The organism is Streptomyces brasiliensis (genome assembly GCF_014647875.1).
Lineage (GTDB): Bacteria > Actinomycetota > Actinomycetes > Streptomycetales > Streptomycetaceae > Streptomyces > Streptomyces brasiliensis.
On sequence record NZ_BMQA01000004.1, the window covers coordinates 268,485 to 291,410 of the forward strand.

Consider the following 22,926-nt stretch of genomic DNA (forward strand, 5'->3'; position numbering starts at 1 on the left):
GGTCCCCCTGGTTCGGAAGTCTGCGGGTGGGTCGTACGGCGGCACTGCTCACGTCACGAAGAAGATCCCGGCGTCCGTGCCCGCGGGCGTGTACTCGGCGAGGCGGGCCCGCAGGGCGTCCTCGCGCTGCGGCCGGTACAGGTCGTGGAAGGCGCCGAGTTCGGCCCCGTCGTCGGCGCCGCGCCGGATCTCCTCGGCGCACCGGTCCGCCAACTGCCCGTACCAGGGCGTTCCGTAGCGCACGGAGGTGAACAACGGCCGTACTCGGCCAGCCTGTTCGGGCCCGGCCAGGTCGGGCTGGCAGCGGTGCCGGCGCGGGGTGCGCGACCCGGGCGGGACGTACGAGTAGCGCAGGCAGCCGATCCCGCGCCGGGCCACGTGGAGCTTCCCGGTGAACACCGAGTTCTCGGCGATCTCCACCGCGTGCGCGTGCACCTCGCCGATGACGGTGACGCGGTGCAGATGCAGAACGGCGTGGGCGTGGCGGCAGTCGGGGGCGGAGAGCGCCTCGCGGTCGTCGCCGGTGGCGTCCAGGACGCTGTCGCGCAGGTGGATGTGGAGGGGGTCCTCGCTCACCTCGTCGCCGATGACCTCGATGGTGCCGAGGATGCTGTCCTCGATCTGCAGGCAGGCGGTGGTGCGGTCGAGGACGATGCTGGGTTCGTCGGGTGAGTGCGGCTCGCACTCGGGCTCCAGCGACCAGCCGGGCACGAGGGTGCTGTGCCGGACGACGACGGCGCCCATCGGGCCGGTGACGTTGATGCCGCGTCCGGCGACGAGGAGCCCGTCGAGGACGAGGCGGGGCCGCTCGTGCGGTGCGCAGTCGTCGTGCACCGCGCGGATGTTGAGCGCGTCGGGCCGGTTGCTGTACCAGTCGAGCAGCCGGATCACCGGCCGGGTGCCCTCGGCCGCCCGGAGTTCGAGGCGGTCGCCGGGGTCGAGGTCGAAGTCCAGCTGTTCCTGGTAGGCGCCGCTGTGGGTGATCTCGATGATGCCGGTACGCTCCGGGCGGCGCGCCTCCTGCCAGGCCCGGTAGGCATCCATGATCCGGTGGTACGGCTGTTCCGGGCCGACCCGGTAGAAGTCGGCGTCCGGGCGCGGCTCGCGGTCGCGCGCGTACTCGCCGCCACCCATGTCGGTGCCGAAGGCGTGGTGGTAGTCGACCCAGACGCCCTGCCGGGGTGCGGAGCGCGAGCCGAACGCGATCCGTCCCAGCTCCGGGTCGAGGGCGACCTGGCCCCTCCTGGGCCGGTAGCGCCAGTCGGACAGGTCGGCGACCACGATGTCCGCGAGCGGTACCGGCTGGTCCTCGCCGTCGCGGCGGACGACGAGGCTCTTGCTGGGGCCGTAGTAGTCGGCGAGCCGGTCGTGCAGCAGACGGCGGGTGATGAAGGCCGGGACGTTGTCGACGGCGGCGATGTGCGCGGGCGACGGCTCCGGCTCCGGCTTGGTGACCAGAGGGGTGTCGTTGCCGAGGATGGAGAAGGTGTACAGGTTGCGGGCGCGGTCGATGCAGTAGGCCGGGGACGAGGTCAGGGAGTGGGCTTTCAGCCGCCAGACGAAGAGAGCCACACCGGCGGGCGTCCAACCACCCTGCCTGCGAGCGGAGTCGGCCCGTCGTACGTCGACCGTGCGGGCCGTCCGCTCGAAGGGGCCGCCCGCGAGGGCCAGTCCGGCTCCGTCGCGGAGGTCGACGAGGCGGCCGCGCTGCCCCCGCGGGCCGGTGCCGTAGAGCTTCACCGGCTGGGTATGGGCGACGTGCCGGGACAGTTCGACGGCGCGGGCCGGCCACTCGGCCACCTGCTCGGCGAGCTCCTCCAGGAGGTGGAGAGTGCCCTTCCGGCGGCGGTGGGCGACGGTGGCGGCGACGTCCCGGCGCGGCGCGATCGCCTCGGCGAGGGCCGCCCGGCCGCCGGTGTGCAGGCCCGTGGTGAGGACTCGTTCGTAGCCCGGCAGGGTGCGGTAGCCGACCAGGTCGCCGAGGTACGGCAGCACCCAGGGCACGGCGGTCTCCACGAACAGGTCCTCGTAGCCCTGCTGGACGCCGTCGCGGACCCGGTCGAGTTGCTCGGCGATCACCGCGAGCAGCGCGCGCAGCGGCTCGCCCTCGTCGGCGTCGCGCAGCAGGTGCCAGCGGGGCAGCAGCGCGGCGAGCCCGTCCGGGTCCCGGGGCGCCACGGCGGCCGGTGTCTCCAACTCGACATCCGTCGGCTTCGCGGCCATCACTTGACCTCCGTCAGAATCAGGGTGTCCGCGGCCTTCGCCGACAGCAGCGCGAGCTGTGCGGGGCGGATGCCGCGGAAGACGAACACCGTCCGGCCCTTCACCAGGCGCCGGGTGTCGGTGATGTCGGGATTGAGGCGCAGGAGCTCGGCGAGCGGGACGCCGTACCGGGCACAGACGGACGAGAGCGTCTCGCCGTTCGCGTCGCCGACCGTATGGGCCCTCTCCTCGTACGTCGCCGGGTGTGCCGATACGAACGCCCGCGGGGCGCCGGGGTCGGTGAGCAGCGCGGTGAGCTGGTCCGGGGTCGCCGAGGCGGGCACGCCGGTGAAGACGTCGACGTCCACGAAGTCGACGCCGGGCACGGAGTGGGCGGTGGCCAGCACCTCGGAGAGCCGGGCGGGCCGGCCCAGCTCCCGTCCCTCGTAGCCGAGCCGCTGCAACAGCGCCTGGCGCAGCCGGGGTTCGACGATCTCCCAGGCATGGTCGGGAGCCACCTTCACCTTGGCGGCGACGAGCAGCAGGACCAGTTCACGCGCGTCCACCCGGACCTGCAGGTTCGGGTCGCCGTACTCGGCCAGCGCGGCCCTGAGCGGCCGGAGGCTCTCCTCGCCGAGCGGCACGTCGTCGGTCCCGGCGACGGTCACGTGCAGCACGCGCCGCCGCCCGTCGAAGAGTTCCCGTGCGGATGCCCGGCCGATACCGGCACGGGACCGGGCGAAGTCCTCGTAGTCCGGCTCGGAGACCAGCCGGTCCAGTGCGGACACCGCGAGCGGGACGGTACGGCGGGTGAGGCCGGGGCCGTCCGCGTCCGCGCCGCCCGTGGCGGGGCGCGGGTTGGTGACCGCGGTGACGCCGAGCGGGCGGGTGAGGGGCTGGGTGATGCGGTCGGCGGGCAGGTTGGCGGCCTTGCCGGTGCCGAAGCGGTAGCGGGCACGGACGTTCTCGTGGCCGCTGGGCAGGCGCGCGCCGTGGACGCCGTCACCGAACGTGACGGTCGTGCGGCCGTCGGCGGTGGTGCCGGTGATGTAGATGCGCTCGGTCGGGCCGCGCCCGGCGAGGCTGTCGACCTCGTGCCAGAGCAGACCGTCGACCCGGATCTCCAGGACGGGGGTGGCGCCGAGCGGGGTGTCGTCGGCGAGCCAGGTGAGTGGGGACTGCCAGAGCGCGAAGGTCTGGTTGACGCGGTCGGAGTCCCCGCTGCCGATGGCCTCCTCGCGGTTCTCGCCGTGCGTGGCCTCGACGACGTTGCCGAGGATGCGGACGCTCGCGCGGCGGTAGCGGTGCACGAGGTCGGTGGTGAGGGTCAGCCGGGTGTGCACACGGTCGCCGGGCAGCTGCGGGTCGACGGCCGGGTCGGCGGCGGCGATCGTGACCACCTCGGTGGCGGTGACGCCGGCCGCGCCGGGGACGTCGGTGCGCTCGCCGGTGACGACGAGCGTGCGGCCGGGGCGCAATCCGTCGTACAGCTCGGCGAGTTCGATCTCGTTGCCGTGGATCTCGTCGCCGAGTGGCTCGTCGGCCGGGCGCAGGGGCTCGCCCGCCGCGTGCACGGTGGTGTCACGGATGTGCGAGAGCAGGACGTCGAACTCGTCCAACCAGGGGTCGGCAAGGGTGAGTTCGGTGCCGCGGCCGGTGATGCCGTAGTTGGAGTACGCGGCCGTGCGCGCGGCCACCACCTGGGTGGTGACGAAGGCCAGCTCGGCGTCGCCGGGGATGCCGGTTCCCTTGGCGGGGCGCTGGATCGCCACCCAGCTGCCGACGGTGATCCCGTCGTGCACGGTGTCGAGTTGCAGCACCCGGAGGTTGAGCGGTTCCGGCTTGCTCGCGATGACGATCTCGACGTTGGGTTCGGTGCCGCCCACCGTGTACTTGAGGGTCACCTCGTACTCGCCGTGGGTGAACCGCGCGCTCGCGCCCGGCCGCAGGGACTCCTCGTGGGCCGTGCCGTTGTCGACGCCCACGTGGACCGTGCCGTCGTCGTCCGGGCGGGACACGAACAGAGTGCGCTCGGGCAGGCCGGTGCGCAGCCGGGCGGTGACGCCGGGTTCCTGGGAGTCGGCCGGGCGCCGATTTAGCCAGTTCAGGTCGCGGTCCTGCCCTGCGCGGGTGGACAGGTCGACCTGCCCCGGGCCGAGGGTGAAGGTGATCTGCTGGGCGGCGGGCAGGTTCTCGGCGCGCTGATCGGAGCCGCTGCCCTCGACGTACTGGAACTCCGCCCGGACCGGAACCTTGCCCGCGGGGTCGTACACGACACGCATGCTCGCCAGCACGGCACCTGTCAGCGGCCAGTCGGCGGTGCGGATGACGCGGCCCTGTTCGTCCTGGACCGGCTTGAGGGGGGCGGTGGCGCCGAAGGGGGCCGCGGTGACGCGCATGGCGAGCAGTTCGCGCAGGAGCCGCGGCGCGCCGGACGCTGCGGCGGTGCGCCACGCAGGGTAGAGGCCGCCGCCGAGACCGGGGTTGAGCGCGGAGAGGAGGCGCGCGGTGTCGGTGCCGGGGTGCCGGGTGCCGCTGCTTCTCCCGGCTGCGGGGGCGGGTGCGGCCGTGCGGAGGGCCGGCAGGACGGTGGCCAGGGCCTGAAGTGCGGCCGCGCGAGGGTTCGGTGTCTTGTGGTGCACGGCGGCCTGGAGCGGCCGCGTACCCTCCTGCGCGGACCCCTCGGTCGGCGCCGCGGGCTGTGCGGGCGCCAACTCCAGTGCCCGCTCGGCCAGTTCCGTGAGCACCGCTTCGAGCTGCTCGAACCATGCCGACACGTCCTCGTACGGCTCGGCCAGTACCTGGGCCTCGTTCAGGCGGGCCACCGGCTCGGCAAGGCGGGCCGCGAGGCGCTCCGGGGTCGTGATGCCGTCCAGGTCGGTCCGCAGCGGGGCCAGGACCTGGTCGTCGAAGTCCTCGATCAGGCGGCTGACCGGGCGCGGGTTGGGCACCTCCGGCGTGGGGGGCTCGTCGCCCTGTTCGCCCGGGGTCGCGGGCTCGGCCGTCCAGCGCCGCACCTCGTCGACGAGTTCCTTCAGCGTGGGCGGGGCCGACCTGGGCAGGGAGATCGCGGTGATCTCGTCCTCGCGGTCGGTGCGCACCCCCGCGACGGGCAGCAACCTCCGTTCTCCGCCCGCCTGTTCGCCGAAGACGAAGAGGAGCTGGTCCCCGGTCCGGACGGAGTTCGCCGTACCCTCGACGAAGAGGGCCGAGCGGCGGTCCAGGTCTTCGGGCGTGACGAGGGAGGGACGGCGGCGGCGCACCTTCAGCTCGTTCCAGTCCCAGCGGGCGGTGAGGTCCTGGGCGGTCTCGAAGGTCAGGGACTGCTCGTCGGCGGAGGCGGGCACACTGTGGCTGCGCGCGCCGCGCGGGACGAGCACCGGCACCGCCTCGGCGCGCGGATCGCGTTCCAGGGTGTACGCGAGATGGGTGCCGGCCGCCACGCCCGGCCGGGGACGGTGTCCGACGAGCCGCCCGAGCAGCACCAGTGAACGGTGCTCGTTCGCCGTGCGGATGTACGCCTCGTCGGCGATCCGCTCGGAGTGGAAGGTGAGCAGGTCACCGAGGACTGCGGTGGCGTCCAGCAGGCCGATCGCCGGGTCGTCGGGAGTGCGGACGGTCAGGCCTCCCCCGGTCTCCGGCCGCGGGTACCCCCCTCTCGCCCCGCTCAGCGCCGGGTACGCCGGTGAGGCCAGCCGGTCGAGGAGGGCGGCCAGGAAGGAGCCGTACTCGCCGACGCGGTAGTCGAGCGCGGTGCGGCCGGGCGGATTGTGGATCGGGGCGGGGGCGAGGCGCTCGTCGTGGCCGCCGCACGCGCCGCCGCAGGAGCACGCCTGGCTCATCGGGCACCTCCCAGGGATATCGAAAGCCGCCCGTTCTCCGGTCGGTCCGGGTCGTTGTCACAGGTGGCGATCTCCAGCGGGCCGAGCCGCAGCACCCCGTCCTCCCTCTCTCCTCGGTCCTGCTCGAACAGCCGCCGCAACCGGCTGACCTGCACGCTCTCCACGCCGGGCACGGCGGCGGTGACAGCGACCAGGCGGCTGAGCCGGACCGGTTCACCGAAGGTCAGCGCGTCCGGGTGGAAGAACCCGAGCCGTCCGCCCGGCAGGCGCCCGCTGCCGAGCACGCGGTACAGCTCGGCCAGGATCTGTCCGTGCTGGTGACCAGGCCGGGCGCAGACGGTGAGCGCGATGTCGAGCGGCACCAGGCGGGCGGGGCCGACGACCAGGTCGTGGCCGATGCGCCGGTACGTCTCCAGAGCCTCCGCAACCGAGGCGAGCAGTTCCCCGCTCGGGTCCCCGGTGCCGTACGCGTCGACGGCGACGTGCGCCTCCTGGCCACTGCCGGTCCAGCGGAGGTCTGCGGCGGCGCGCTGCACGCCGGGGAGAGCGGCGGCGAGGGCCGCGTAGTCCTCGGCGGTGACGGCGCGCAGCCGGGTACGGCGCAGGTCGAGGGGCGCCAACTGGCGTACCTGCTCGACCGGTTCGGGTTCGGTGCCACCGGTGGCGGGCAGCGGATTGCGGACGGTGGCGGCGGCGGTCTCGCAACCGGGCTCCACGACGAGGTGGTTGATGGCCTCGGCGCCGACGTTGCCCGCGGGGCCGCCGCCGAGCCGGTAGCGGAGGGTGAGCCGGGTGCCGGGCGCCGGCTTCGCGCCGTGCCGGCCGTCGCCGAAGCGCAGGGCGAGGCGGCCGTCGTCCTCCAGTTCGCCGACGAAGTGCCGGTCGCGGGAGCCGCTGTCGAGCAGGTCGCGGCGCGGCTCCCAGAGGGTGTCGCCGTCGTACGCGCGTACGGCGGGCAGGGCGCGGCGCGGGTCCTGGGCCAGGGCGGCTGCGGAGCCGCGCAGAACCGGCTCGTCCGGGTGCAGTCCCGCCGCGTACTCCGGGCCCCAACTGTGGGCGATCTCCCAGGCGATGTGGCCGTCGAGGACCGTGCCCGCGCGGGCCCGTGCCGTGAGGATCTCGGCGCGCCGCAGCTTGGTGCCGAGCAACTCGTCGCTGCGGTGGAGGAGTTCACGCAGGGCGCGTACGGGATGCCGCTGGAGTTCCAGCCGCTCCAGTGTCTTCAGGCCGTAGATCACGGCGAGTTCGGCGATCTCCTCCTGCCCGAGCCCGTCGCGGTCGCGCGCGCTGCGCCACAGGTCGACGAGCCGTTGCCGGACCCGGCGCGGGATGGCGGCGATCCGCTCGGCCTGTCCGGCGGCGACCGTGCCGGGGTCCGGGAAGGGCACGGCCTGAGCCACGGGGGCCCGGCCGAGGACGGGGCGGAGGCGGGGTGCGATGCCCGGATAGACGGACTGGGCGAGCAGGGTGCGCAGCGCGGCCACCTGCGCGTACGCCGTGCCGGGCACGACGCTCCCCCAGCCTTCGGCCGGGGGGACCCCCGTCTCGCTTCGCTCGCGCCGCTGCCCGGCACGCTCCAGTCCGAGCCCGGCGCGTACGGTGGCCCGCTCCCCCACGACCTCGAAGAGTGCACGGACGTCGTCCGGGGTCAGCGCTTCGCCGCGTTCCGCCTGGTCCGTCAGGGAGTTGATGAGCCGTGCGGGCGCGTTGCCCTCCGTACGGTCCGGGCAGCCGAAGTCGGCGGGGTCGCAGGACGCGACGACCGCCGGTACCGGCGGCACGGTGACCGTCTCGGCCGACCCGGAGCGGCCGTGGTCGACAAGGACCGTGTTGCCGCGGGCCAGGGTCACGTCCTCGACGGGCAGACAGTCGCGGCCACCGCGCGTGGTGAGGCAGAGGGGGAAGCGCAGGGCGTCCTCGGTGGCCCAGGTGATCTCCAGGACGGGCTGGTCCTCGATCCGGTCCAGGCCGGGCGTGACCGAGGTCAGGCGGACGGCTTGGCGGTGGGCGGGGTCGGCGTCGCCGGGAGTGCCGGTGCGCGGCCCCTTGACCTCCTCGAGGACCAGCACATCGCCCGGCTTCAGGGCGAGTCGGCGCTCCCGGCAGGTCTCCGGATCCACCCAGGCGTCGCGCAGAGTGGCGGCCGTGGCCCCCTTCGGCAGGGCGCACACCTCGCCGTCCCAGGTCCACAGCCGGATCGCGTTGTGCGCGACCCGCAGCTCCAACGGGTCGGCGGCGACGACCGGTTCGAAGACCTCCACCGAGCCGCGCTCGTCCAGGTCGCCGAGGTCGTTCTCGTCGAGGACCGTGCCGGGTTCGGGGCGGTCGTGCGGGTCGAGGCTGCGTACGTCGACGGAGGCGAAGCGGTACGTCCCGGGCGCGAGGGTGTGGTCGGCCGCGGTCTCGACGGTGACGTACGCGCGGGCGCTGCAGCCGTCGTGCATCGCGTAGTCGATCAGCCGGACGTGCCGGCGGACGGAGACCCGGCGGCGCGCGGTGTCGAGGTAGGCCTCTGTGGCGACCGCGTCCTGCTGGTAGCTGATCTGGTCGCCGGTGTGAGCGAGCAGTTCCACCAGGGTCACGCCCAGGTCGGCGGCGTTGCGCTCGGCCCAGTCGGGGGTGGTGAGCGCCAGCCGGTCCAGGAGGAGCTTGCGGATGGTGTCGTAGTCGCGGGCCGTGTAGTCGAGGACGGGCGCGGCCGGAAAGACCGGCGGCTCCGTGGCGTCGCCCGCGCAGTCGAAGGGCGTGGGACAGTCGGGGCGGAAGCTGAGGTACGCGCTGTGGTAGCGCTGGTCGAAACCGCGGAACGGCTCGGTGCCCGGCCGCCCGTACGGATCGGTCTCCACCAGCGAGAGCCGGTAGCGGGAGGTGTCGCCGGCCCGGTCGAGGGTGACGTAGAGCCGGTCGTCGAGCTCCGGGTCCTCCTCTCGTTCGACGCTGACGTCGACCGCGGTGATGCCGGTGATCCGCCGGCCGCCGTCGACGCGGACGTTCTCGGGGCCGAGGCCGTGCGGTGCCTTGCCGAGGAAGGTGACGGTGAGCAGCAGCCCGTCGTCGCTGACCTCGACGGCGTCGACGCCGCCCAGCTGGGCGGCGCGCACCTTGGCCCTCCGGGTGGTCCCCGCGCTCATGCCGCCCTCCCCTCGAAGACGTCCTCACGCACGGTGCCGGTGGCCCGGACGACGTACGACAGATGCACGCGTACGACGTCGTCGCCGCCCTCGATGTCGAGGGCCACGACCTCGACAAGATCGCCGAGCCAGCGCTGCAGCGCGGCCTGGACGGAGAGTTCGAGCGTGCTGAGCAGTTCGGGGCTGTTGGGCGCGAAGACCAGATCGAGCAGTCCGCAGCCGAAGTCGGGGCGCATCACGCGTTCGCCGGGGCTGGTGAACAGCAGTTGCTCGATGAGGTCGTGGACGTGCTCGGCGGACCGGGCGTGCGCGGTGCGGCCCCGCCGGTCGGCGTGGAAGGGGAAGGCGATGTCGGTGCGCGTTCTCTGGCTGAGCGGCCTCATCGGACGGTGACCTTTCGCTGCGCGGCCTGGACGAGAGGCGGCCCCTGCGGGACGAAGGCCGCGCTGAAGCACTGGGCCGCGGAGGTGTCGAGCAGTACGGGCGCGCCGTCGACCGTGACGCCGCTGCCGTCGGCGGTCCAGCGGACGAGGACGCACGGCGAGGGCACACCGGCGACGGTGTGCGGGCAGCCGGTGACGACGTAGCCGTGCGCGGCCGTGGCAACGGCGACGCCCTGGCTGAGCGCTCCGCCGGAGGGTGTGGTGGCGGGCGTGACACGGCCGCCGTGCGGGCAGCCGATCACGGCCGCCGCGTCGAGCAGACTCCCGGGCATCTCTTCTTCCGTCCCCCGTCTTCTATCGCTTGGAGAGCACGGTCAACTGGCCCTCATTGATGGTGACTTCGCGTCCGCGCAGGACGATCTCGGCGCCCGCGCCGGTGGCGATGACCACGGCTTCCCTGGTGATGCGGATGTAGGCGCCGCCCTGGGCCTGGAGCAGGATCCCCTGTTCGGCACCGGCCGTGTCGTTCATGACGATCTTGTGGGCCTGCGGGGTCTGGACGACGACCGGTTTGCTGGCCGCGTTCGCCTGGAGCTCGCGGCGGGCGTCGGGCGGGAGTTCGTCGGCGGCGCCGTACCAGCACCCGGTCCAGACGGGGAAGCTGGGGTCACCCTGCTCGAACTCCACCCACACGCCGGAACCGGGCGGCGGCACCACGAACTGGCCCGCCTCCTGGCCGGTGAAGGGCAGGCAGGGCAGGGCCCAGGTGGACGGTTCGTCGCCGAGCACGTCCGGGACCTCGGCCGTGATCCGGCCGATGCGCAGCGGGTCGTTGTTGTCCACCACCCGGCCGCGGAACTTGCCGAGGTAGCGATTGCTGGGTGCCGCCATGCTGAACTGCTCCTGGTTGATGGGTGGTTCGCGTCATGGTTGGGGTCGTGGTTCGGGTTCCTGTCAGGGCCGGACGTGGTCACTGCGCGCTTCGAGGCCCTCCCTGGAGAGGGTGAAGTTCTGCTGGAAGGAGCCGGGTCGCAGGTTGTGCGTGACGGACTTGACGTAGTAGTCGCCGTCGTACGCCCGTCCGGAGCCGCGCACACCGATGAGCTGGCGCGGCTGGAGGAGATAGCCGTGCCGGTTGACGTCGAGCGAACCGGAGCCCGACACGACGTCGGCGGACACGGCGGCGCGTGCGAGCAACTCGGCCTCGGCCTGCTCGCGTTGCTGCTTGGCGGTACCGGAGAGCGTCTTGCGCTTGAGGGCCGGGGTGGGCCGCCTGCCGAGGGGCGGGCGCAGCGGACTGATCGGCGGTTGCGGAAGCAGCGTGGCCTGCCGGGTGCCGGGGTCCTGCCAGCGCGCCTGGGGCTCCTCGCGTGCGGTGCCGTCGTAGGCGAAGGTCAGCTGGTCGACGGTCGAGTTGGCGTCCATGTTGACGTTGAGGGCGTGCTGCCGGATGCCGAGGCGCACCTCCGGTCCCCAACGGGCGGAAGACTGGCCGGGGTTGGGCCCCGGCTCCAGATAGAAGGTGTAGCCGTTGGCCCGGGCCAGCTCGGTGACGTACTGCAGATCGGTCCCGGTCTGGTAGTGCACGCGCAGGTCCTGGTGCGGTGGCTGGGCGATCTTCTCGGTGTAGACGTCGGGGCGGATGCCGTAGTCGGAGTACCGGCGCAGGATGTTCAGGACCCGCTGGGAGGGTGGCAGGTTGGGGTACCGGGCCGTCCGCTCCTCCAGGTCCATCAGCAACGTCAGGTCCTCACCGGTGACGGTGAGGGTGGAGTGGCCCGGCTGGTTGCTGGCGCCGACCTCCTGGCGGACGATCAGCCCGTCGAACAGGACGTCGGGCGTGCCGCGGACGCTGACGGTGACGATGACGCGGGTCTTGGGATCGAAGAACCCCTCCGGCAGCAGCCGCTGGTTGATGAGCCCGTTCTTGGTCAGGTCGAAGGCGAGCTGGAAGCCGCTGCGTTCGCCCGCGGTGGCGGTGATCTGGGCGGACAGCAGTGCCTCGGCGACCTCGACGGGAACCGGGCGGGCGAGGGTCGGCCCCATGAGGAGTGTGATGTGGACGGGGCCTTGCCCCACGGGAAGTTCAGACACGCCGCTCTCCACGCGGAAGACCGCCGGCGAGGGGAATGCCGATGACGCGCCCGGCGTCGTCGGTCAACTCTCGTGGATCCAGCACAGGGTTGGCATCGGCGATCCGCCACCACTGACCGGGGTCGCCGAAGAATCGCTGGGCGAGCAGATCCGGCCGCTCGCCTGCGCCGACGGTGTGCGGCTGGGCAGTGGCCTCGTCCTCGTCGATCGGGGGCAGCAACCGCCGCTTGGTGTACCGGACTTCGGTCCCGTCGGCGAGCTTGTGCACACCGGTCTCGGCGTCGTGGTAGCGGCTGGTGCGGGGGTAGGGATGGGCGCCCGGTATGGCGTCGAGGGCGCTCTCGTACGGCTCGATGTCGGCCATGGTGCTGCTCAGCCCCTTCCGGTGACGAGGTCGGCGCCGCCGAGCCCGAGAGCGCCGAGACTCCCGCCGCGCGCGGCGGCGGCGAGCCGCTCCTTCTGCGCGAGGTGGGCCATGTAGAGATCGGCACCGCGGTGGCCGGCGGGCAGATCGCTTACGGTCAGGATCTTCATGCCGATGGAGAGCGAGGCCCGGATCGGATTGAGGTTGACGTCGAAGGCAGACTCGTTGACGGACAGTTCCGTGAGCCGCACGGGCATGACCCGCTTGCTCCCCCAGGTGAACAGGGTCAGCGGCATCTCGATCGGGCTGATCTCGATCGTGCCGTTCTGCGACAGCCGCGACGCGGCCCGCAGCTGCGCGGTGGTCGGCTGCACGAGCATCTCGAGCGTGGCGAGCTGCGGATGGATGCCGTCGGGAGCGGCGACCTCGAACTGGTCGGTGGCGTCGATCTCGGCGGTGAACTTCCAGGTCTCCTGCGCGGGACCCTTGAGCCGCAGGGCCTCGTTCCTGTCCCCGCTGCCGGTACCACCACCCCCGGCGTCCCCGCTGTCCCCGGCGGACTGCGGGGAGACGCTGCGCTCCAGGGTGTCCGGGTTGAACTGCAGCACGATGACGCGTTGCGGGGCGCCGGTGTCGGGGTTGACGACGACTATTCCGGAACGAATGGGTTTGGGGATGTCCTGGTATCGAGTCACATCACACCTCCGGAGCCTTAGGACTGGAACTTGGTGCTCGACACGCGGCAGCCGTCGCACCAGAACCCGTAGAGGAACCCTTCAAATCCCAACTCTCCGTGCGGAGTCGGGCCACCTCCGACAGACGCCACGAAGGGCATGGTCTTACCGCACTCAGGGCAGCGGGGGTGGCGGTCGATGTCCACCCACCGGGGCAGACCACCGACCTGATGCACCGCTTCACCGGGCAGAGCCTCAAGGCTCACGCCGACCTGGTTCGGGTGCTTTTCCAGTGCCAGTGCCCGCTCCCCGCCCGGCACCAGGCCGGGCTCGGGGCTCGCAGGGCCATCCGGTCCGTAATAGACCTGCAGCCCATCGAGATTGATGCGGACAGTCACCGAGTCCATCGCCTCGCAATCGCACGGGTACCAGAAGAAGGCGGGATCGTTGCGAAGTCCGAAGGGCAGTGTGGCGGCAGAGAGTGCGAGCACGCGCTCCGCGGGCTCCTCGCACTCCAGACACACAGGAACCCTGCCGGTGACGCGGCCGCCGACCACGTGGGGACTGCGTCCGGCATCGACGACGAACCCCATGTAGGCGGGCCAATGGCCGGCATCCCGCCCCGAGTCGGGGAGGCGCCCGGCCAGTTCCTGCAGCACCTCCCAGTCCGAGCGGTCTGCCAACTCGTCCCGCAGGGAAGCGATGAGGTCGGACGCATGAGCGGTGCGGATGAGAGCGAGCGCTTCAAGCTGGGACAGCGCCCCGGACTCCGTCCAACTGCTCAAAAAGGCGTCCGCCAACTCGTCCGGGGCACCAGACAGGAGGCTGCGCTGTACGTCGTCAGCGAGCCTGTCCGCGACCGGACGCAGGAGTTCGGGTCGGTAGATGCCGATGGTGAACACGACATCCGCCACCGGCGCATCGGTGCTCGGTTCGGCGAGATAGTCGTTCACGAAGCTGTCCAGCAGTTCGTTGGGCAGCCACTGCACAAGACGTGACGCCGAGCGGACGAGAGGGCCCTTCCCCTGCAACAGCTCCGCCACCCGGGTCTTCGCCTCGACGTGTCCGGGGAGCAGTTCGAGATACTGGACCACGTAGTCCGTGAGCACCCAGTCGTCGGTCTCCTCGATGCACTCGACCGCGACGGCCGGACCCCGCTCTTCCAGTCCTGCAAGCAGGCTGAAAATCCGCTGGCGCTTCTCGCGTCCTGGGAGCGAGTCGTCCTGTGCAATGTCCGTCAGCTTGCTGCTTTCGTTCACGATGCCTACTTCGCCTTGTGCCAATACTTCACCAACATCGCGTCAATGCTGGGAGAGTAGTCTATTCGCCTGTCCTCTTCGACAAGCCTCTTGAAGTGCCGAATGAATCCTACGACTACTGGCTTCGTAAGGTTGTCGGGATCGTTCTTCTCCAAGTATTCGAGATAGAACTTGAAGTCCTTCTCCACTGCGCCCGTCAAGTCCCGAGCATCGTCTTCGTAGCGCCTACGATTGGTTGCCAGGTCCTTTTTCTGATTCTCCCTGAAGAACGTCCTCCCCTTCTCGTGCAAGGAAGTGTCGATAACTGCAGTCAGCCCTTCATCATAAATCCGCTGAGCCTCTTCCTGCCACTTCCCCTTTTCCTTGAGGAGCTTCCGCTCACCGAGAATTTCTTTCTCACGCTGCTTGAGAATCTTCAGTTGTCGACTGTTGATGAGTTTTCGTTCCCGGAGGTCGAGAAGGTTCTGCAACTCCTCATCACCGGCGGCCGCTTCGCTCACCGCCTTGATCCTGGCCGCCTCAATGAGTGCCCGCCCAGAAGGAATATGGTCGCCAGTAATGATGCTCTTCTCAGCCTCGGACCTCTTTAGGTCCTTCCAGGCCACCGACTCTCCCCTTTGCGAGTATTTCTTCTCTTCCAGAGGCGACCGGCGCAGAATACTGAGAAGCTCCGGGGACAGGGATGCCCGACGGTCCGGGCGACCGCTTTGGGTGGACTCCGCGGGCTGCTCTCCATGGGTCTCCCCCGGCCGTTCCGCCTCGGCATCCCGGCGGCGCTGTCGCGTCTCCGTCTCCCTGTGCGCCTCGTCCTCCGTCTCGCGCTCCCGCCGTTCTTCGTCACCGCTGCGGGGGGCTTGCGGGTCCTGGTCGGCCTCCTCGAACTGGACCAACGGCACTTCCGGGTTGAGACGGGCCAGGATGTCGCCCTGGGCGCCGCCCCGCAGGTCGAGCCCGGTAAGCCGATACCACACGCGCATGCCAGCGAGCGTTGCCTGCATGACGGGGCGGAAGACACCGGCCCGCAGAAGCCCAAGGAGTTTGGGGCGTATGCGGGCTACGATCCTCTGGAGCCGCGCCTCCTTCGACTCCTTCGACTTCTCGTCCTTCTTTCGCTGGTCCTGTTTCCGCCTCTTTTGCTCCTGCTGCCGCCTCTTGTGGTCCCGCAGCTGATTCTTCTTCTTCTTGAAGAAGTTGCGCAGCTTGGACGCGCCGTTCTTGAGGGCCTTGCCTAGCTTGGATTTCTTCAGCTTTCGGCCGAGGGTCTTCGCCGCGTTGCCGACCTTCTTCAGGGCGGACTGGACCACACCCTTGGCCTTCGAGAGGGCCTTCCCGACCGGGGACTTGGGCTTCTTCGGCTTGGCCGGCTTGGGCCCCTCGATCTCCTTCTGCTTCTTCTTCGGGGCGGTCTCCGGTTTCGTGTCCTTGGCGGGAGACTTCTCCCCGTCCGGGGTGCGGTCCTTGTCCGGCGTCTTGTTCTTCGCCGGGTCCTGGTCGCGTGACGGAGCACGGTCCTTGTCGGGCCTCGCCTCCGCGTCCTTCGGCTTCGTCTCGGCCGCATCGGCCTTCTTCGCCGGACCCTTCGGGGTCGCGTGGTCCTTCGGCTTCACCGAGGACTTGAGGTCGGGGGACGGCTCGCCCTTCGGGTGGCGTTCCGTGCCGGGGCGGCCCAACGTCTGCCTCGCCTTGCGCAGGGCGCCGCGGGCCGAGTTGACCACCGAACCCGCTGCCTTCTTCGCCCCGCCCCCGACCTTCTTCAGGCCGTCCATGATTTTTTGGGCCATGCCCTTGAGGCGTTTGCCTACGCCCTTTGTTGCCGAAGACAGCCTCTGCAGAAGGAAGTTGGTGATGAAGTCCAGGAGGGCCACGACACCCGCCGCGACCGCCTCCGCAAAGAGGCATGCCGCCGGGCCCGCCTTCACCGCCTTCAGGTATGCCCAGAACTTCCCGAACGCCGACAGGATCGAGCTGACGGTCGACCAAGCCGCCATCAGGCCCTGGATGATCGTCAGGATCGCCCCGGCTGCCGGGACGATCATCGAGACGACCTTCTCGATGACCAAGGTCGCGATCATCATCGGGAGGGAAGCGATGATCGCGTCCCACGCCATCTTGCCGATCTGCTTGATCGACACACAGCCCTTGACCAGGACGTCGATGACCGCCTTGCCCAGCCCGAGGATGCCCTCGACCTTCGTGTCGAACCACTGCTTGACCGCCACCTTGATGGCGCCCCAGAGATGGTCGGTGATGCCGGTCCTCGCCGAGCTTCCCGCCTTGGCGATCCAGCCGCCCGGGTCGGGTGCGATGTCGGCGACCAGTGCCGCGAATTTCCCGAGCGCTTCGATGGCCGCCTGGGCGAACTTGATCGCGCCCACGATGACGGCCTGGTAGGCCTTGATGACCGCCCTGACGCCCGCTTCCAGGACGTCGAGCAGTTTGTTCAGGCCGGCTGCCAGGGCGTCCAGGAGCGTGTTGACGGCCTTCTTCAGGCCGTCCGCCAGCTTGTTGACCGTCGCGATGGCCGCGTCCCGCAGGCCCTCGATGGCCCTGCGGAAGCGATCCCGCAGTTCGGGGAATGCGGCGAGGAGCGTGTCCCCTATGGCGATCAGGACGTCCGCCAGCGCGTTGATCGCCTTGATCGCGAGATCGCGGACGAAGTCGATGGCCTGGTTGGCCCACTCCTTGAACTGGTCGATGATCCCGTTGACCGCCTTGCGGGCGGCGTCGAATACGGCGGTGACGGCGGCGAGCAGGCCCTTGAAGAAGTCGGCGACCTTGTCGGCGATCCAGCCGAGCAGGCCTCCGGAGGGCTTCTTCTCCTCCTTCTTCCTCTTGGCCTCCTTCTCGGCGTTCTCCCGCTCTGTGTCGATCTGGGCGTTGTCCTCGTCCTTGCGCGCGCCGATCTCCTTGTCCTTGTCGTCGCGCGCCTTGACGATCTCCTTGTTCTTCTTGTCGTGCTCGTCGCCGGACTGCTTGTCGGCGTCCTCGACCTTCTTGTCCTGCTCGGCCCGCCAGTCCTCGCGCTGCTTGTGCGTCTCGTCGGCGACCCGCCCGCGCTCGGCGGTCTGCTGCGCGGTGTTGCGCTCGACCTCGCGATCGATCTCGTTCTGCTTGTCCTGCTTGGCCTGCTGCTCGCTCTGCTGGTGCTCTTTCTCCTTGGCGCCGAGATCGCCCTGCGCCTTGCCCGCGGCACCGGTGATCTCGGTGCCCTTCTCCTGCTTGGCGACGGCCCCGACGCCGGCCTTCGGCGCGGGCGTCGCCTCGAGCGCGCCACCCTTGCCGCCCCCGGAACCACCGGAGGCCTTGCCGGTGAGCTGCTCCCGGGGCGCGTCGGGGAAGACCTGGTCCTCGCCCATCGGCTTGGCCGCGTCCTCGCGCCCGGTCGTCCGCAGGTCGGACTGCTTGTCCTTGAGCGCCTTGGCCTGGTCGTCCGTACGGGTCGGGTCGCTGTCGCCCTCGAGGCGGATCTTGGGCGCCGGGCCGACGGTCTTGTTCTCGAGCGCGGGGTCGGTGGTCGGGACCGCGTCGGCCGCCGCCTCGACGTTCTTCGCCTCGGCCTCGCTGAGCCCCTTGTCGGGCACGGCGGGAGGCGGCGGCGGAGGCACGTTTGCGGCGGGCTGATTGCCCGCGGCCTTCTCGCCGCCCTTGGCCTTCTGCTTCTCGCCCTGGTCCTCGGGGCCGATCCGCTCCACCTTGCCGGTGACCTGCGCGGCCGCGGGCGCGGCTTCGGGCGGCGCGGAACGCGTCTGCGGGGCCCCCGAAGGACGCTCCCGCGTCGGCGGGCCCGCGTCCAGCCGCTTCTGCTCCTCGGCGATCTTCTTGTCCGCGGCCTTGTCGACCCCAGGCATGGCCGCGGCCGCCTGGTCGGGCGCCAGCTTGCTCACGGTCTGTACGGCGGCCTTGGGGTCCTGCCCCGAGACGTCCGGCGGCTCCTGCTGCTTCTCCTCGGGCGCGGCCTCGCCGCCGCCTCCGCAACTGCCCTGTCCGCCCTCGTCCTTCTCGGGTGCGGGCGCGGGCGGAGCGCAGCCGCCGCCGTCCTTCTCCAGGGAGGCCTCAGGCCGCGGCGCGTCCGTCGCCGCACCGGTCTGGCCCGGCCCGTCGGCCTGTTCGGCGGCCGGGCTCACCGCCGCCTGCGCGACGGACGGTGCCGCACCCGGGCCCGCGGCGACGGCCGGCCCGGTCTTCTCCGCGGCTCCGACGGGTCCGCGCGGTGCGGCGCCGGGCCCGCTCTCCTTGGGCACCAGGCTCTTGGCCTGGGGCGCCTCGCGCTCGGACCGGGGCGGCTCGGCACCGCGCCGGGCGGCGGGCGAGGGATCGCGGTCCTCGACCGGGGTCTTCGGGATCTGCGCGCCGGCCGGCCGGGACACGGCCGCGGCGACGGGCGTGGCGACCGAGGGCGCGGGGCCCGGAGCCGACGGAGCCGCGGCGCCCGTACGGGACTCGGCGGACGCGCGCTCCCGCTGCCGGCCCTGCTCGTCCTTGTCACCCTGCGCGTCCTTGGCGTCCGGCTCGTCGTTGTCGCCGTCCGCCTTGGTGGCCTCCTCCGGCTCCTTGTCCCGTTCCCTCTCCTGCTGTTGCTCGGGGCCGGGCTTCTCGGACTCCGGCTCGCGCTCCTGCTTGTCCTGGGTCGCGAGGTCCGGGCCGACCTCCTGGTCGAGCGGTTTGCCGGTCTCCTGCAGGTCCTTGGTGCCGCGGTCCTGGGCCTGCGCGACGGGCCCGTTCTCGGGCTGCGGGGCCTCGCCCTCGACGGGCCCCTCGTCCTGGCCGGGGGGCTTCGGCTCGGGTCCGGCCTCGTCCTCGTCGGGCTCCTGCTCGTTCTTCTCCCGCTGCTGCTCGGTCTGCTCGGCCTTCGTCGGCGGCGGGGTGGGGAAGGAGGGCGGCGAGGGTTCGGCGGCGCCCGAGGTGAGCTTGTCCGCGGTGGGTACGGCGGACAGGTCGAGGTCGGCCGCAGGCAGGTAGTCCTCGGGCTTGAGCGCGGGCTCGTCCGTGTCGCCGGGCGCCACGGCGCGCTGGTCCTCGCCGCCCGCGATCTCCTGGTCGGCGCCCGCTTCGAGGCCGAGCGGCCGTTCCTCCTCGCGCGGTTCGGCCTCGGCGCCGCCGTCCTCGTCCTTCTCGTCGAGGCCGTGCTCGGAGAGTGCGGAGTCGGGCTTCTCGGCGCGTTCGTCGACCTTCTCGGGGCGTACGGGGCCGGGCTGGGCCTTCTGCTTGGGGTCCGGCCGTTCGTTGCGGGACCCAGCGGCGGGCTGCGTCTGGTCGTCACGCTGCTTGCGCTTGTCGGCGCCCGGCGCGGTGGCCTGCTGCGGGTCGGCCTCCTCCCGCTCGCGCTGCTCCTTGCGCTCCTCCTTGGCCTGTTCGGTGCCCTGCTGCTGTCCCTGGGCGCGTTCGTCGGCGGCCTGGTCGGTGCGCTTACGGTCGCCTGCGGCCTGTTCGTCCTCCTGTTGCTGCTCCTCCTTGGCCCGCTGCCGGGAGGCGTTGCGCTCGTCCTCCTGCTCCGTGCGCTGTGCGGCGTCCTGGTCCTCGGTGGCGGCGTCCCCGCGGGCGCGGCTGCGGTCGCTGCTGCTCTTGGCGTCGCGCGACTTGGCGTCCTGCTTCTCCTCACGCGCATCCGCGGCCCGCCGGTCGGCGGAACCACGGTCGGACTCCTGCTTCTTCTGCCACTGAGTGCGTTCGACACCGAGCTCTTCGAAGAGGTCGAACTCGGGCAACGGAGCTTCGGCAGGCTGGAGTTCGACCGGTCCGGGGCGGGCCTGGTCGGCGAGCTCCAGCAGCCGGTCGTACTCGGGGGTGAGCAGCCGCTTCTCCAGCCGTTCCACGACGGCGTCCTCCAGCTCCTCTGACATACGAGCCAGTTGGAGCCGGACGCGGCCGGAGGCGTCGGTCGGGTCGCCGCGCAGGCTGCGCAGCACATTGCCCGCGATGCGGTCCACGAGGGTGGCCGGGTCGACCGCCTCGGCGCGCATCCGGTCGGCGTCGACGGTGGCGTAGCGCAGCCACCCGGGTGTGCCCTGGCCCTCCCCGACCTGCGGGGCCGCTTCCAGGGCGCCCGACTGCACGACGGCCTGGGCGGCCGCCTCCGCCTCCCGCTCGATGGCCTGCTGCGGCAGGCTGACGGCGCCGAGTTCGCGGCCGGCCCGCAGCGTGCCGAGGCCGTGCGGGTTCTGCACCGTGTGCTGGAGCTCGTGGGCGAGCAGGCGCTTGCCCTGGTCGGTGCCGGGCCGGAAGGCGCCCTCGCGGAAGAGGACGTCCTGCCCGACGGCGACCGCGTCCGCGCCGAGCAGTTCGGTCAGCCGGCCGGCGTCGCGGTCGGTGTGCAGCCGTACCCGGCCGAGGTCGTGACCTAGCTGTTCCTCCAACTCCCGCCGCAGGCCGGGGTCCAGAGGCTGTCCGGCGCCGCTGACGATGTTCTTCGGCTCGGGCGCACGCGACTTCGCGGCCCGCTCCCTGCGCTTGCGGCGGCGCTGCTCGGCGGACTGCTCTACGCGGCCGTCCTGGGTCTGTGAGCTCATCGGCCCACCTCCCCGTGGCCGCTCAGCCCCTCGTGCACGGCGCGCGCCAGCTCCTGGCCGAGGCGGCGCGCGGACAGCCCGGCGGGCAGGGGCGGCAACCCGGACAGGGCATCGACGGCGAAGGGGCCGTCCGCGGCCAGCGGCACGCCGTGCAGCCGTACAAGCCGGGTCAGTTCGGTCTCGAACGCGGCCGAAACACGCTCCGGGTCGACCCGGAAGCCGTCCAGGACCAGCTCCCCGATCTCGACCCGGATCGCCGAGGGCTCCCGTGAGACATCACGCGAAGGGCCCCGGGAGAGGTTCACACCCATCCGCGCACCTCCGGGGGCGTCAGCGAGCGTTCCAGCTTCAGGTACTCGGTGCGGGCGGCCGCGAGCATGTGCCGCATCTGCAGCCGGTCGCCCTCCTCGGCGGCGAGGAAGGCTCCAGACAGGGCGATGTTGCGAATCGAGCCGCCCGCGACGGTGAGCTGGGCCAGCAGCGCGGGGTCGATGTCCTTGACCGGCGCCTGCGACGGCAGCACCCGGCGCCAGATCTCGGCGCGTTCGTGTTCGGCGGGGAAGGGGAAGTCGACGACGAAGCGGATACGGCGCAGGAAGGCGGTGTCGAGGGCCTGCTTCATGTTGGTGGTGAGGATGGCCAGGCCCCGGTAGGCCTCCATCCGCATGAGCAGATAGCTGACCTCGAGGTTGGCGTAGCGGTCGTGGCTGTCCTTGACCTCGCTGCGCTTGCCGAAGAGGGCGTCGGCCTCGTCGAACAGCAGCAGGGCGCCGCCGCGTTCGGCCGCGTCGAAGACCCGGCGGAGGTTCTTCTCGGTCTCACCGATGTACTTGCTGACCACCTGGGAGAGGTCCACGACGAACAGGTCGAGGCCCAGTTCCCTCGCCATGACCTCGGCCGCGAGGGTCTTGCCGGTGCCGGAGCCGCCGGCGAAGAGCGCTGTGACGCCGAGGCCGCGGCGCAGCGTGGCGGCGAATCCCCACTCCTGGTGGACGGTTGCCCGCTGCCGTACGTGCGCGACGATCTCGCGCAGTACGCCCGTCTGCCGCTCGTGCAGCACGAGGTCGTTCCAGCCCGCCTGTGGTTCGACACGGCGGCCCAGCTCGTCCATCCCGATCCGGGCCTCGTCGAGCCCGGCCCGCCAGGCGAGTTCGGCGGCGTCCTGCGCGTCCTCGTGGGGCAGTCGTCGCCGCACGGCGGCTGCGGCAGACCGTACGACGTGCGGGGGCAGCTGGAACTGTGCGACCAGCGAACGCAGTTCGGTGTCGTCGAGGTCGGCGACCTCATCGAACGCGTCAGCCCACAGGGCGAGTTGCTCCTCGTGGTCCAGCCGGGGCACAGCCACCCGGGTGCCGTGCGCGCGCTCGGTGCGCAGCGGGTCCTCGCTCGACACGACGACGGGTACGGCTGCCCCGGCCAGGAACGACTCGGTCGCCGCCCGCTGGTCGCGGTCCAGGTCGCCGACCTCGATGAGCAGTGCGGCGGGCAGCAGGATCGCCTCGCGCTGCCACAGCCGGGCGAGCCGGTCGCGCTCGGCGGGGTCGGCCGGGATGTCCTCGGCGCTCATGGCGTACAGACCGAGGCCGGAGCGGGCGGCAGCGGCGGCGGCGATGTCGGCGCGGCTGCGCAGATCATCGCCGGTCACCTCGACGAGCAGCGGTGCGTCGGGGCTGCGGCCGCCCTCCGTCCAGCCCTCGGCGAGCAGGCTCGCGGCCACGTCGTACGACGGCGGCAGCGCGGCCGGCACCGGGGTACGGCGCAACTGGCCGTGCAGCCGGGCGTCGAGGTAGGGCGAGCTGAGCAGGAAGTGCAGGATGCGCTCGTCCAGCCGGAGCCGGGAGGTCGTCAGCCGCGACTCGTCCTCCACTTCGACGATCCGCCAGCGCCGCAGCGGGGCGACGGGGGTCAGTGCGCTCCAGTGCGGCTCGTCCAGGGCGGCCAACGCGAGCGAGAAGGTCGGATACGCCCGCCGCGGATTCCCGGCAGCCACGGCACACCGGGCGGCGGCGGTGGGGTCCAGCTCATCGGCGGCGGCGAGCAGAACGAGGTCCCGCTCGAATCCGGTGAGCCCGAAACAGGCGACCAGGGCGTCCAGGGGGGCGGTGGTCGGGGGGACGGGGACCAAGGCGGTGTCGGTGGGCATGTATGCGTCATCGGCCGCCGCCCCCGGTCTCGACGACGTGTCCGACGCGGCGGGCACGTCGTGGGACGGCGCACCGGTGGCGCGCGCCGCATGAGGCGCATGCGGCGCGCCGACGGCATCGCCTGCCCGCGCCTCGGGCACCGAGGACGTGTCCGGCGCGTCGGCGGTGCCGTGTGCCTGTGAGCCGGTCGTGCGTGTCGCATGGGTGTCGATGTGGGTCAGGACGCGCCGGATCTCGTCGGTCAGCGTGGTGACCGTCGGTACCTGCGTCGCGTGCGCTCCCATGTCCTCACCTGCCTCCCTGCGTCCCACGTCCTCGCCCGCCCCC

At 71.7% G+C, this 22,926-nt stretch carries 13 protein-coding genes; all 13 read right to left on the reverse strand.

The features are described 5' to 3' along the window. Window positions 1-48 precede the first annotated feature (48 nt). Complete coding sequence (locus tag IEZ19_RS09005; protein WP_189310553.1) at window positions 49-2,223, reverse strand: hypothetical protein; 2,175 nt, start codon at window positions 2,221-2,223, stop codon at window positions 49-51. Further along, the gene (locus IEZ19_RS09010) at window positions 2,223-6,044 is read right to left on the reverse strand and encodes a putative baseplate assembly protein (RefSeq protein ID WP_189310554.1); all 3,822 of its coding nucleotides are present in this window, start codon (window positions 6,042-6,044) and stop codon (window positions 2,223-2,225) included. The genes IEZ19_RS09005 and IEZ19_RS09010 overlap by 1 nt, the downstream gene beginning before the upstream one ends. Beyond that, window positions 6,041-9,175, reverse strand: a complete 3,135-nt coding sequence (locus IEZ19_RS09015) for a putative baseplate assembly protein (protein ID WP_189310555.1) — start codon at window positions 9,173-9,175, stop codon at window positions 6,041-6,043. The genes IEZ19_RS09010 and IEZ19_RS09015 overlap by 4 nt, the downstream gene beginning before the upstream one ends. Further along, window positions 9,172-9,558, reverse strand: coding sequence for a GPW/gp25 family protein (locus tag IEZ19_RS09020; protein ID WP_189310556.1), 387 nt, complete (start codon window positions 9,556-9,558; stop codon window positions 9,172-9,174). The genes IEZ19_RS09015 and IEZ19_RS09020 overlap by 4 nt, the downstream gene beginning before the upstream one ends. Further along, window positions 9,555-9,890, reverse strand: coding sequence for a hypothetical protein (locus IEZ19_RS09025; protein ID WP_189310557.1), 336 nt, complete (start codon window positions 9,888-9,890; stop codon window positions 9,555-9,557). Before IEZ19_RS09025 ends, IEZ19_RS09020 begins: the two co-directional genes overlap by 4 nt. A gap of 22 nt (window positions 9,891-9,912) precedes the next feature. Then, window positions 9,913-10,449 (reverse strand): phage baseplate assembly protein V, encoded by a 537-nt coding sequence (locus tag IEZ19_RS09030; RefSeq protein WP_189310558.1) that lies wholly within the window; start codon window positions 10,447-10,449, stop codon window positions 9,913-9,915. 63 nt (window positions 10,450-10,512) lie between these two features. Next, window positions 10,513-11,652 carry a hypothetical protein gene (locus IEZ19_RS09035; RefSeq protein ID WP_189310559.1) on the reverse strand — a complete coding sequence of 380 codons (1,140 nt, stop codon included), beginning with the start codon at window positions 11,650-11,652 and terminating at the stop codon, window positions 10,513-10,515. Continuing rightward, a complete protein-coding gene (locus IEZ19_RS09040; protein ID WP_189310560.1) occupies window positions 11,645-12,016 on the reverse strand; it encodes a LysM peptidoglycan-binding domain-containing protein in 372 nt (123 codons plus the stop codon). Before IEZ19_RS09040 ends, IEZ19_RS09035 begins: the two co-directional genes overlap by 8 nt. Before the next feature lie 8 nt (window positions 12,017-12,024). Beyond that, complete coding sequence (locus tag IEZ19_RS09045; RefSeq protein WP_189310561.1) at window positions 12,025-12,711, reverse strand: hypothetical protein; 687 nt, start codon at window positions 12,709-12,711, stop codon at window positions 12,025-12,027. A 17-nt stretch (window positions 12,712-12,728) separates the two neighbouring features. After that, window positions 12,729-13,949, reverse strand: a complete 1,221-nt coding sequence (locus IEZ19_RS09050; RefSeq protein WP_189310562.1) for a hypothetical protein — start codon at window positions 13,947-13,949, stop codon at window positions 12,729-12,731. Between the two features lie 5 nt (window positions 13,950-13,954). Next, window positions 13,955-20,455 carry an eCIS core domain-containing protein gene (locus tag IEZ19_RS09055; protein WP_189310563.1) on the reverse strand — a complete coding sequence of 2,167 codons (6,501 nt, stop codon included), beginning with the start codon at window positions 20,453-20,455 and terminating at the stop codon, window positions 13,955-13,957. Next, window positions 20,452-20,766: a hypothetical protein gene (locus tag IEZ19_RS09060; RefSeq protein WP_189310564.1), complete on the reverse strand. Its 315-nt coding sequence runs from the start codon at window positions 20,764-20,766 to the stop codon at window positions 20,452-20,454. The genes IEZ19_RS09055 and IEZ19_RS09060 overlap by 4 nt, the downstream gene beginning before the upstream one ends. Beyond that, window positions 20,757-22,883 carry an ATP-binding protein gene (locus tag IEZ19_RS09065; RefSeq protein WP_229840097.1) on the reverse strand — a complete coding sequence of 709 codons (2,127 nt, stop codon included), beginning with the start codon at window positions 22,881-22,883 and terminating at the stop codon, window positions 20,757-20,759. Before IEZ19_RS09065 ends, IEZ19_RS09060 begins: the two co-directional genes overlap by 10 nt. Window positions 22,884-22,926 lie beyond the last annotated feature (43 nt).

Excerpts from the sequence above, each read along its gene's own strand:
- IEZ19_RS09005 (WP_189310553.1), bottom strand. The coding sequence starts at position 2,223 with ATGGCCGCGAAGCCGACGGATGTCGAGTTGGAGACACCGGCCGCCGTG.
- IEZ19_RS09010 (WP_189310554.1), bottom strand. The coding sequence starts at position 6,044 with ATGAGCCAGGCGTGCTCCTGCGGCGGCGCGTGCGGCGGCCACGACGAG.
- IEZ19_RS09015 (WP_189310555.1), bottom strand. The coding sequence starts at position 9,175 with ATGAGCGCGGGGACCACCCGGAGGGCCAAGGTGCGCGCCGCCCAGCTG.
- IEZ19_RS09020 (WP_189310556.1), bottom strand. The coding sequence starts at position 9,558 with ATGAGGCCGCTCAGCCAGAGAACGCGCACCGACATCGCCTTCCCCTTC.
- IEZ19_RS09025 (WP_189310557.1), bottom strand. The coding sequence starts at position 9,890 with ATGCCCGGGAGTCTGCTCGACGCGGCGGCCGTGATCGGCTGCCCGCAC.
- IEZ19_RS09030 (WP_189310558.1), bottom strand. The coding sequence starts at position 10,449 with ATGGCGGCACCCAGCAATCGCTACCTCGGCAAGTTCCGCGGCCGGGTG.
- IEZ19_RS09040 (WP_189310560.1), bottom strand. The coding sequence starts at position 12,016 with ATGGCCGACATCGAGCCGTACGAGAGCGCCCTCGACGCCATACCGGGC.
- IEZ19_RS09055 (WP_189310563.1), bottom strand. The coding sequence starts at position 20,455 with ATGAGCTCACAGACCCAGGACGGCCGCGTAGAGCAGTCCGCCGAGCAG.
- IEZ19_RS09060 (WP_189310564.1), bottom strand. The coding sequence starts at position 20,766 with ATGGGTGTGAACCTCTCCCGGGGCCCTTCGCGTGATGTCTCACGGGAG.
- IEZ19_RS09065 (WP_229840097.1), bottom strand. The coding sequence starts at position 22,883 with ATGGGAGCGCACGCGACGCAGGTACCGACGGTCACCACGCTGACCGAC.